Below are 10,365 nucleotides of genomic sequence, written 5' to 3'. Positions count from 1 at the left end.
GGGTAGTACACGTCCGACCCCAGGATCCGCTTGCAACCGATGCGATAGGACGGGGTCAGCTTCCGGCGAAGTTCGGGATCGGTGACGGTCCTGTTCAGGTTCTTCCGCGCCGCGCTCTCGATCGGCCGCATCAGGCGGGAGTGCCCGTTGAACCCGAGCGCGAGCGATTCGTAAGTCCAGTAGACCGCGGCACGCACCATTCGACGGGCCAGCGGGACCCGGCCCAACAGGCGCCGCGCCTCCGGCGGAATGCCGAAGTTCAGGCCGGGTATCACCCAGGGCGGCGTCCGCTGATACAGCTGCAACTCGGCTACGTCGCCCACGATCTCGGGAACGAACTGGACTGCGCTGGCGCCCGTGCCGATCACCGCGACTTTCTTGCCCCGGAGGTCGTAGTCGTGGTTCCACTGCGCCGAGTGGAACTCCGTTCCCTCGAAGGTGTCGGCGCCGGGCAGATCCGGGACGTTCGGGATGTGGAGGGCGCCGATCCCGGACACGACGAACTGGGCGACGTACTCGTCGCCCGACTCGGTGTGGACGTGCCACCGTTGCCGTTCGGCGTCCCAGTGCCCGCCCGTCATCGTGCGGCCGAAATGAATGTTGCGCCGCAGGTCGTACTTGTCGGCCAGGCCGCGCAGATAGTCGAAGATCTCCTCCTGTCCCGACCACATCCGCGTCCAGTCCGGGTTCGGCTCGAACGAGAACGAGTACAGGTGCGAGGGCACGTCACACGCACAACCCGGGTACGTGTTCTCCCGCCAGGTGCCGCCGACCTCCCGCGCCTTCTCCAGCAGGATGAAGTCGTCGCGTCCCCGCTTGCGGAGCTGGATGGCCGTGCCCAGACCCGAAAATCCCGTCCCGATCACCAGGACACGACACCGGTGCACCTCGCCGCCCACGACTCCATGTAACGCTCCTGTGGCACTGTTTGTACATGGCAGACAAGGCACGCGGATTGTGGAAGACGCCAGCGATCGAGGCCCTGCGATCGCGCCCGGGTCAGCGGATCGCCGAACTCGATTGCGGGAGCACACCGGGGTTCGTCGGCGACAAGTCGGACGGGGTCGCGCTGCTCGAGGAACGCGGTGCGGTGCTGTCGTCCCTCCAGGAGAAGCTCTACGCCAACGGACGATCCGGCGACGGCCGGTCGGTGCTCCTCGTGCTGCAGGGCATGGACACCGCGGGTAAAGGCGGGATGGTCCGCCACGTCATCGGGCACGTGGATCCGCAGGGCGTGGATCACGCGTCGTTCGGCGTGCCCACACCCGAGGAGAAGCGCCACCACTTCCTGTGGCGGATCGACAACGCCCTGCCCCGCGGCGGGCAACTCGGCGTGTTCGACCGGTCGCACTACGAGGACGTGCTGGTGGTCCGGGTTCACGATCTCGTGCCCGCCGAAATCTGGAGCGGCCGCTACGACGAGATCAACCATTTCGAGAAGGAACTCGTCGCCGGCGGCACGACGCTGGTGAAGGTCGCGATGTTCGTCTCACTCGACGAACAGAAGTCGCGGCTGCGCGAACGGTTGGAACGCCGGGACAAGTACTGGAAGTACAACCCCTCGGACGTCGACGAGCGCAAGCTCTGGCCCGCGTACCAGGACGCGTATCAGGCGATGCTCGACGAGACGTCGACCGATTACGCGCCGTGGTACGTGGTTCCGTGCGACCGCAAGTGGTACAGCCGGATCGCGGTCAGCGAGCTGCTGATCGACGCCCTGGAGAAGCTGGACCTCGACTGGCCGCCCGCCACTTTCGACATCGACGCGGAGAAACGGAGGCTCGCGGACTCCTGAGACCTTCCGGAAATGCCGCCGTCAGAAGAGGTGCGGCGTTTCGTGGTGCAGCCTGTGATCGTGACGCACGGCTCCTCCGTACAGCGCCATCGCTCCGGCCAGCGCGACGACGCACAGAGATCCGGAGATCACCGCCCAGCCGCCCTGCCCCGAGCCTGCGGCGACGAGGAATCCGCCGAGACAGACCACCGACAACAACACGAGAGCGAAGCTGACCCAAGCAGCGAAGAGATTGAGTTTCACGGCACTCACCYCACCTTCGAGAACGTGGTCCCGACGCTACGCCCGACCTGCATCGACGACAAGGCAGGCCGGTTTTCTTCGCGCCGCCCTGGGTAACCGGGAGTCATGAACCTCGAGAGCCTGTTCCGGAAGGCGGAATCCGCCGGGTTCCTCGACGGCGGCAGCCGGTTCCTGCAACAGCGGATCCAGGGGGCGCTCGGTTCGTCCGGCGCGGGTGCGATATTGCGCGGATCCTGGCTCGGGCACCCCGTGCATCCCGTTCTCGTCAGCCTCCCCATCGGTGCGTGGGTCGGCGCGACCGTCTTCGATCTGGCGTTCCGCGATCACGTCGGCGCACGCAGGCTGATCGGCCTGGGACTGCTCGCCACTCCCCCGACGTTGGTGACCGGCTGGGCGGACTGGGCCGAACGCGATACGCGTCAGCGCCGCGTCGGCCTGATCCACGCCGAGGCCAACGCCATCGGCATCACGGCCATGCTCGCGTCCTACCTTCGCCGCAGACACGGAACGGACGCACGCGCTGTCGTCACGAGCACCGCGGGACTACTCGCGATCGGTGTCGGCGGCGCGCTCGGCGGCCATCTGACCTACGCAATGGGCGCAGGAGTCGACGGGGTGCGGGAGGGTCCGGGGTCGGACTCTCGCCTCGCCCCGGTGGGATGAAGAATCGAGGAACGTCATGATCGTGCTCGGACTGATCTTGCTCCTGATCGGATGGCTCACCGGCCTCACTTGGCTGTGGACCATCGGCATCATCCTCCTGGTGATCGGCGCGATCTTGTGGATTCTCGGCGCCACTGGTCGTGCGGTCGGCGGTAGGCGGCGTTGGTATTAGAACGCAACACCGGCCTGCCTGTGCCACCTGTCCTGTGACAGAGTGCTAGCCGGTCGGTTTACAAACCCGAAGTTCGGGAATCCCCGTGGCATGACGGCCATTCATCGCGAACCCAGACCTCCCGTGTGCGGCGGGCAACCGATGAGAACGGCAGCCGTCGGCACCTCGAGACGATTGAGGATTTCGATGGTCTCGGCCAACGCCAGTCCTCTCGACGTCTCGGACGGCGCCGATGTCGGGGGGCAGAGCATTCACCTCGCCGAACTGTCGGCAGCCCTCACACGAGAGGGTCACGACGTCACCGTCTACACCCGGGCGGAGAGCGAGGACGCCCCGGCGCGGGTCACGACCCCCGGCGGATACACCGTGGTGCACGTGCCGGTCGGGCCTCCGCGGCGGATGTCCGAGGCCGAGATCCTGCCGCTGATGGGGGCGTTCGGCAGCGTTCTGAAGGCCGAATGGGAAGCCGAACGGCCGGACATCGTCCACGCCCACTACTGGATGTCCGGGATCGCGACGCAACTCGCCGCCCGCACCATGGGCATTCCGGTGGTCCAGACGTTCCATGCGCTGGGGGTGGTCGAGCAGCGGTTCGAGCGCGCGGATTCGTCGAGCACCCACAACCGAATTCACTTGGAACAGTTGATCGCCCGCGGCGCCACCCGGGTGGTGGCGACGTGTACTGACGAGGTCTTCGAACTCTCCCACCTCGGCCTGCCGCGCTCGCGGACGTCCGTGGTTCCGTCCGGCGTCGACGTCGCCGAGTTCACGCCCGACGGGCGCGCCGACGAGAAGGGCAAACGCCATCGCCTCGTCATGGTCGGCCGCTTGGCCCCGAGCAAGGGGTTCGACACCGCGATCGAGGCGCTCTCCCACTTCCCCGACACCGAACTCGTCATCGCGGGCGGGCCGGCCGCCGACGACGTCGCCGACGACCCCGAAGCGTCGCGATTACTGACCCTGGCCCGGGAGACGAAGGTGCGCAACCGGGTACGGATCGTCGGGCGCGTGCCGAGGAACGCCATGCCCTCGCTGCTGCGCTCGGCGGATGCCGTCGTGTGCACCCCCTGGTACGAGCCGTTCGGCATGGTTCCGCTCGAGGCGATGGCCTGCGGCACACCGGTGGTGGCGTCCGCCGTCGGTGGTATGAGGGACACGGTGGTCGACGGCATCACCGGGCGCCTCATCTCACCGCGCAACCCGGTCCGCCTGGCCGAGGCCCTGCGACAGATCTTCGACGACGACGCCCTGCGCACGGGATACGGCATGGCGGGCTGCGATCGCGCCCGCGCCCGCTACTCGTGGGACCGGGTCGCCACCGATACCCTCCGCGCCTACGGCCGCTGCGTGTCGGCCCCTCCGCGCACGAGTCGAACCGGCGCCCACTGACGTCGGGCGCCGGTTCGGACGGTCAGGCCGTTCGGCCGTGCCAGGCCCCGAGGGCACTGTCCACGGAAGCGAAGCAGGGGTAGCTCGACTCCTGGCCCGCGGCTCTGAGCAGCCGATATACCGGCCGACCGCAGATCATCGCCCATGTCCGCCCGTCCCGGACGTTCGTCGCGTGGACGGTGTCGAGCACCGACAGCCCCGCGGTTCCGATGAAATCCACCTTCGACATGTCGAGGATGAACTGCCCCTCGGGCGAAATCCGCGTGCACACGTAGTCGCGGAACCCCGGTGCACTGAACAGGTCGATTTCGCCTCGCACCCCTACCAACATCACCCCGGACCCGACTCGCTCGGAAGTGAATTCCGCGCTCGCACAGCGTGTCGGAGCGGAACCGACAGCCGAGAGGGTTACCCTCGGCTTGTACGTGGTACCGAACTCCGTGCCCGAACACGCCATTTCAGGTTCTGGGACCCCTGGACCAACAGACATGGCTCACCCCATCTCGAACATTGAGAGGGGAAGCGGAGCACCTGCAGACAGACCCGACCTCGGACACATGACACCGTCTGCTACGGCAGCGCTTCCCGACATCGGCTGTGTGTTCAACCTCGGTTCGAGACTACTCCCGCCTGTGGTGTGTCACAAGGAAATAACAGATACTCGAGCTCTCATTTGCCCTGGTGAGCGATTACAAACCGTTACGCACGGTTGTCCGCGCCGAAACAGCCGCAACGACACGTTCTGCGACCACGCGCAGTTTGACGTTCTCCCGCTGCGAACGCGTGACGAGGACGTCGAACGCGGTCTCGGCGTCGAGACCCCGCAACGCCATCACGATTCCCTTCGCCTGATCGATGACAGCGCGGGACCGGAGGGCGATACGGAGTTGCTCGATCAGATTTCTCGCCTCGCCGTACCGCCGGGCATTGCGCACCGCGACCGCAGCCGCCTCGACGTACAGCTCCAGCACCGACTCGTCCATGCGATGGAAGGCGTGCGGCAACAGTCCGTACAGATTCAGCGCGGCGGACTGCTCCGCGACGGGCAGGGGTACGGACAGATAGCTGTGGACGCCTGCCGGCTCGGAACTCGCGGCGTACGCCGGCCACCTCTCGTACGCCGCGGCACGGTCGGCCCGCACGGTCTCGCGGGAGCGCACGGCGTCGAGCGCAGGCCCCTCACCGAAGCGGTACTGCAACTCCTCGAGCGCCGCGAGCTCGTCCGACGTCGCGGCCACCGTGACGGGACCCGTCGGCCGGAGAACGGTGATCCCGGCCATCGCCGCACCCGGGAACACCTCGACCACCCGACGGCACAGCGTGTGCAGCACCACGTCGGTCTCGTCCACGGGTTCGAGCAACTCGAGCACAGCGTCGAGCGACACGGTGACCGCGTCGGCGTCCGCGGTCTCGACGTCATTCGTCAACGTGTGCAGGTGAATCTCGTCAGGCATCCCACTCGTCTCCCGTGACCACCATGACCCTGCCGAGGGCCTCAGGAACGCTGATCGTGCCGCCAACACTACTCGGGCAAACGTACTGATCGGACTGGTTTGATCGGTCCTGTTCTGCGGTATTCCACCTGCGGTGTCGCCGGATCGCTACCCTGACTTCTCAGCAGCGCGGGCCGACCCACCGCCCGCCGACAGCACGGTACGCCCGACCCGGAGGTCTCATGGCCATCGCCAAGACAATCGAACCCGACCAGGATCACACACATCCCGTCGTCGAACTGCGCGTGCGAGCAACGCCCGATCAGCTCTCCGTACTGCGCGCCCTGGCAGCAACCGTTGCCATTCACGAAGATTTCGACCTCGACTCCATCGCCGACATCAAACTCGCCATGGACGAGATCTGTACCCAACTGATCGTCCGCGCGACACCGGATGCGGTCCTGGTGTGCCGGCTGCAGTATCTCGACAACACCCTGCGAGTCGACGTATCGAGCACCACCACCTCGGTCGACTCCCTCGGCGAGCGTTCGTTCGCCTGGCACGTGCTCAACGCCCTCACCGATTCGGTCGATCTGAAACAGGAGCCAGACTCCGCCACCGCGGGTTTCGTGACCACCATGGAATTCACCAAGGTGAAGAACGGCCTGAGTCTGTGACGTCCCATACTCACAGTGGGGGGCACACGGCCCGTTGGCCGGACGAGTATCAGGACGTCACAGCACTCTTCGAACAGATGGCAGCCCTCGACGAGGACGATCCCCGGCGCAGCAGACTGCGCGACGCCGTCGTGACGCGCTGTCTCCCGCTCGCCGAGCACATCGCACGCCGCTTCGACGGTCGCGGCGAGGCGCACGACGATCTGGTTCAGGTCGCGCGCCTCGGCCTGGTCAACTCGGTCGACCGGTTCGACGTGGAGCGGGGATCCGACTTCGTGTCCTTCGCGGTCCCCACCATCATGGGCGAGGTGCGACGGCACTTCCGCGACACCGGGTGGGCCGTGCGGGTGCCCCGCCGGATGAAGGAACTGCACCTCGCGCTGAGCCAGGCCGTCGCCGAACTGTCCCAGAGTCTCGGCCACGCTCCCACTGTCAGCGAACTCGCCGAGCACCTGGACCTCGAACAGGAGGAGGTGGCGCAGGGGCTCCTCGCCGGCAACGCGTACCAGACCGTCTCCGTCGACAACACGTCGTCGGACCGGACCGGCGAACTGTCCATGGTGGAGACGCTCGGYGACTACGACGCCGCGATGGACGACGTCGAGAACCACGAAACCCTGCGTCCCCTGCTTCAATCCCTCCCAGAACGGGAGCGGACCGTCCTCATGCTGCGATTCTTCGGCAACATGACACAGACCCAGATCGCCGACCGGGTCGGTATCTCGCAGATGCACGTGTCCCGGTTGCTGGCGAAGACACTGGCATCACTGCGAGATCAACTCGGTGACGCGTAGGTCAGATCGTTGCCGTGTCGATCACGAATCGGTACCGCACGTCGCTGCCGACCACGCGGTCGTGGGCGCCGTCGCGTGCTGCCCCACTCGTGGCGGCCTACACCTCGACATGTTTTCGCGACCGAAAGCCCGTTCGGGGCCACCGCTGAGGCGGTGACCCCGAACACGCCGGAGAAATCAGGCCTCGGATTCTTCCTTCTCGGCCCGCCTGCGGAGTCGCTTCGCCGCCGCCACCATATTGCGCAGCGAAGGCTCGAGCTGCCAGTAGTGACGCGTCTTCAGGCCGCCGTCCGGGTTGGCCCACAACCGTTCGAGTGAGACCGACTCGCTCGCCTCCGTGAGCAGTTCGTCCAACTCGTCGATGTCCGGAATCCGGGCCGACCGGCTCTCGTACACACCCGGACCGACACCGTGGGTCAGCGCCCGCTCCTTGATGGCACCGAGCACCCACGTGATGGAGCGCGTCGCCACGATCGCCGTCACGTCCGCGTCGAGCCGTTCGATGGCGTCGACCACCGACGCCCGGCTCGTGTACGTGATATGCGTGTGGATCTGCGTCTCCGGCTTCGCCCCGCCCGTCGCGAGACGAAATGCGTCGACCGCCCACTCGAGATACGCCTCGCGGCCGTTCTCGCGCAACGGCAGCAGTTCCCGGATCGCCGGCTCGTCGACCTGGATGATCGCGATGCCCGCCGCCTCGAGGTCGGCGATCTCGTCGCGGATCACCAGCGCCAACTGGTCGGCCGTCTCGTACAGCGGCTGATCCTGGCGGACGAACGACCGCGCGATCATCGTCACCGGACCCGTGAGCATGCCCTTGACCGGCTTGTCCGTCAGCGACTGCGCGTACGAGATCCACTCGACGGTCATCGGCTTCGGCCGCGACACGTCCCCGTAGAGGATCGGCGGACGTGTACACCGCGAGCCGTAAGCCTGCACCCACCCGTTGTGGGTGAAGGCATACCCCTCGAGAAGCTCCGCGAAGTACTGCACCATGTCGTTGCGCTCGTGCTCACCGTGCACGAAGACGTCGAGCCCGATGTCTTCCTGCAACCGGATCGTGCTTTCGATCTCGGCCTGGATCCGCTTGTAGTATTCCTCCCACTCGAGGCGTCCCTCACCCAACTCGTACCGCGCCTGCCGGATCGCGTCCGTCTGCGGGAACGAGCCCAGCGTCGTCGCCGGAACCAGCGGCAGGTTCAGTCGCTCCTGCTGAGCGACCCGCCGCTCCTCGTACGGAACCCGGAAGCGGTCGCCCGGCTTGATCGCGTTGACCCGTGCCCGCACCGCGTGCTTGAGCTTGAAGTGCACCGACGTGGGACGCTTGCGCCACTTGTCGGACGGCCCCTCGGTGAGCGCCTTGGCCAGCGAGACCACCTCGCCGACCTTCTGCTTCGCGAACGCGAGCCGGTCTGCGACATCACCCGGGATGTCGTACTCGGACAACACGTCGTACGGAACGTGCAGCAACGACGTCGACGTCGAGACCACGAGATCCGGCACGACGTCCTTCAGCGTGTTCAGGTACGTCAGCGTGTTGTACCGGTCGACGCGCCACACGTTGCGGCCGTCGACCACACCGGCGTAGATGCGCTTGCGCTTCATGCCCGGGATCTTCGCCAGCTCGTCGGCGCTCAGCCGGTGACTGACGAGATCGAGGCCCAGAGCCTCCACCTTGGTGGAGGCGAGGATGGCGAGCGCCTCCCCGAGATGCCCGTACGGACCGGTGACGAGGATGCGGGGCCGCAGCGGTGCGTGCGACAGCTTCTCGTACGCCTTGGCCAGCGCGGCCAGTTCTTCCGGTGCGCGGTCCTCGGTGAACGACGGCTCGTCCAGCTGGACGCATGTGGCGCCGGCCTTCGCGAGCTGCTCGAACAGCCTCTCGTACTCCGGCAGCACCTTGTCCAGCAGGTCGAGGGTCGAGAAACCGTGCCGCTTCGACGTCGGACCGACCTTCGACAGCAGCAGCAGCGACACGGGCCCCAGCACGACCGGACGCAGTTCGATCCCGCACGCCTTCGCCCGCTCGAACTCGTCCATCACGGTCTCGGACCGCAGCGAGAACTCGGTGTTCTCGTCCAGTTCGGGCTGACGGTAGTGGTAGTTGGTGCCGAAGAACCGCACCAGCTCGAGGGGCGGGAAGTCCGGCCGGCCACGCGCCAGCGTGAAGTAGAAGTCCAGCGGATCGAGCTGCCTCTCGAGCGGCTTGAACCGCTCGGGCACGGCACCGAACAGCAGCGCGTTGTCGAGTACGTGGTCGTAGTAGGAGAACGTGTTGCCCGGGACCTGGGTCAGACCGGTCGCGGCGAGCTCACTCCACGTCTCCTCCTGAAGGTCCCGGGCGACGGCGACGAGTTCTTCCTTCGTGCTCGTGCCGTGCCAGTAGGACTCGAGGGCACGCTTGAGTTCGCGGCGGGGTCCGATGCGGGGATACCCCAGGATGCTGGATCCGTATGCTGCGGTGCTGGACATGCGGTCGACCTTTCTGGGCTCAGTCCAGTGGCTGAGAATGCCTCTGGGCTCGATGCACCTGTGCGCCTCTCACAACCGCCAGTGGTCGTGAAAGGCGCACAGGTGTAGTCGCCTACCTACCTACTAGCTGGCCTTCTTGCTGGCACGACCGTTGTCGCCGTACTCGTAGAAGCCCGCACCGGACTTCTTGCCGACCAACCCGGCCTCGACCATGCGAAGCAGCAGCGGCGGCGCCGAGTACAGGGGCTCCTTGAACTCTTCGTACATGGAGTCGGCGATGGACTTGACCGTGTCCAGGCCCACCAGGTCGGTCAGCGCGAGCGGACCCATCGGGTGTGCGAGGCCGAGAACCGTTGCCTTGTCGATGTCTTCCTTGGTGGCGAACCCGGACTCCACCATGCGGATCGCGGAGAGCAGGTAGGGCACCAGAAGGGCGTTGACGACGAACCCGGAACGGTCCGCGGAACGGACGACCTGCTTGCCCAGCACATCGCTGGCGAAGGCCTCGGCCCGCTCGGACACCGATTTGCTCGTCTTGAGCGTGGTCACCAGCTCGACGAGGGGGAGCACCGGAACGGGGTTGAAGAAGTGCATCCCGATGACCCGTTCCGGGGACTTCGTGGCGATGCCCAGCTTCATGATCGGGATCGACGACGTGTTGGACGCCAGTACGGCGTTCGGATCCGTCACGACCTGGTCGAGTTCGGTGAAGATCTCGCTCTTCACC

12 protein-coding genes are annotated in these 10,365 nt (G+C 66.4%); 6 read left to right on the top strand and 6 right to left on the bottom strand.

Annotation, left to right across the window (positions count from 1 at the left end; genetic code table 11):
• Positions 1-899 (bottom strand): flavin-containing monooxygenase (locus AC1D1G_RS34905; protein ID WP_477955673.1); only part of this gene is annotated, 899 nt, incomplete at its 3' end.
• A 35-nt stretch (positions 900-934) separates the two neighbouring features.
• Between AC1D1G_RS34905 and AC1D1G_RS34900 the strand changes: the two genes are divergently transcribed.
• Positions 935-1,795 (top strand): polyphosphate kinase 2 family protein, encoded by an 861-nt coding sequence (locus AC1D1G_RS34900; protein WP_280779849.1) that lies wholly within the window; start codon positions 935-937, stop codon positions 1,793-1,795.
• Between the two features lie 21 nt (positions 1,796-1,816).
• Here AC1D1G_RS34900 and AC1D1G_RS34895 read toward each other — a convergent pair whose 3' ends face one another.
• Complete coding sequence (locus tag AC1D1G_RS34895) at positions 1,817-2,047, bottom strand: hypothetical protein (protein ID WP_016882734.1); 231 nt, start codon at positions 2,045-2,047, stop codon at positions 1,817-1,819.
• Positions 2,048-2,143: 96 nt separating this feature from the next.
• Here AC1D1G_RS34895 and AC1D1G_RS34890 point away from each other — a divergent pair, with 96 nt between their 5' ends.
• The 3 genes from AC1D1G_RS34890 (at position 2,144) to AC1D1G_RS34880 (ending at position 4,262) form a co-directional block, all read left to right on the top strand.
• On the top strand, positions 2,144-2,701 hold the full coding sequence (locus tag AC1D1G_RS34890; protein WP_280779848.1) for a DUF2231 domain-containing protein: 558 nt from the start codon (positions 2,144-2,146) through the stop codon (positions 2,699-2,701).
• A 16-nt stretch (positions 2,702-2,717) separates the two neighbouring features.
• Entirely contained in the window at positions 2,718-2,873 is a 156-nt protein-coding gene (locus AC1D1G_RS34885) for a DUF6131 family protein (RefSeq protein WP_005251863.1), read from the top strand.
• 174 nt (positions 2,874-3,047) lie between these two features.
• Positions 3,048-4,262 carry a glycosyltransferase gene (locus AC1D1G_RS34880; RefSeq protein WP_411194622.1) on the top strand — a complete coding sequence of 405 codons (1,215 nt, stop codon included), beginning with the start codon at positions 3,048-3,050 and terminating at the stop codon, positions 4,260-4,262.
• A gap of 22 nt (positions 4,263-4,284) precedes the next feature.
• Here AC1D1G_RS34880 and AC1D1G_RS34875 read toward each other — a convergent pair whose 3' ends face one another.
• Together AC1D1G_RS34875 and AC1D1G_RS34870 are read right to left on the bottom strand one after the other, a co-directional pair.
• Positions 4,285-4,593 (bottom strand): STAS domain-containing protein, encoded by a 309-nt coding sequence (locus tag AC1D1G_RS34875; RefSeq protein ID WP_005251861.1) that lies wholly within the window; start codon positions 4,591-4,593, stop codon positions 4,285-4,287.
• Between the two features lie 358 nt (positions 4,594-4,951).
• Positions 4,952-5,716, bottom strand: a complete 765-nt coding sequence (locus AC1D1G_RS34870; protein WP_283330986.1) for a GAF and ANTAR domain-containing protein — start codon at positions 5,714-5,716, stop codon at positions 4,952-4,954.
• Positions 5,717-5,937: 221 nt separating this feature from the next.
• Between AC1D1G_RS34870 and AC1D1G_RS34865 the strand changes: the two genes are divergently transcribed.
• Both AC1D1G_RS34865 and AC1D1G_RS34860 read left to right on the top strand, forming a co-directional pair.
• On the top strand, positions 5,938-6,372 hold the full coding sequence (locus AC1D1G_RS34865) for an ATP-binding protein (RefSeq protein WP_009474792.1): 435 nt from the start codon (positions 5,938-5,940) through the stop codon (positions 6,370-6,372).
• Entirely contained in the window at positions 6,369-7,166 is a 798-nt protein-coding gene (locus AC1D1G_RS34860) for an RNA polymerase sigma factor SigF (protein WP_005251853.1), read from the top strand. Before AC1D1G_RS34865 ends, AC1D1G_RS34860 begins: the two co-directional genes overlap by 4 nt.
• 177 nt (positions 7,167-7,343) lie before the next feature.
• On the opposite strand, the gene metE is transcribed toward AC1D1G_RS34860, so the two are convergent.
• Together metE and AC1D1G_RS34850 are read right to left on the bottom strand one after the other, a co-directional pair.
• Complete coding sequence (gene metE, locus AC1D1G_RS34855) at positions 7,344-9,638, bottom strand: 5-methyltetrahydropteroyltriglutamate--homocysteine S-methyltransferase (RefSeq protein ID WP_477955671.1); 2,295 nt, start codon at positions 9,636-9,638, stop codon at positions 7,344-7,346.
• A 123-nt stretch (positions 9,639-9,761) separates the two neighbouring features.
• Positions 9,762-10,365: 3-hydroxybutyryl-CoA dehydrogenase (locus tag AC1D1G_RS34850; protein WP_477955670.1), on the bottom strand; the 604-nt coding region annotated here is incomplete at its 5' end.

It is taken from the genome of Rhodococcus sp. P3_B8 (assembly GCF_056402775.1).
This window is presented reverse-complemented; position numbering and strand designations above follow the sequence as displayed.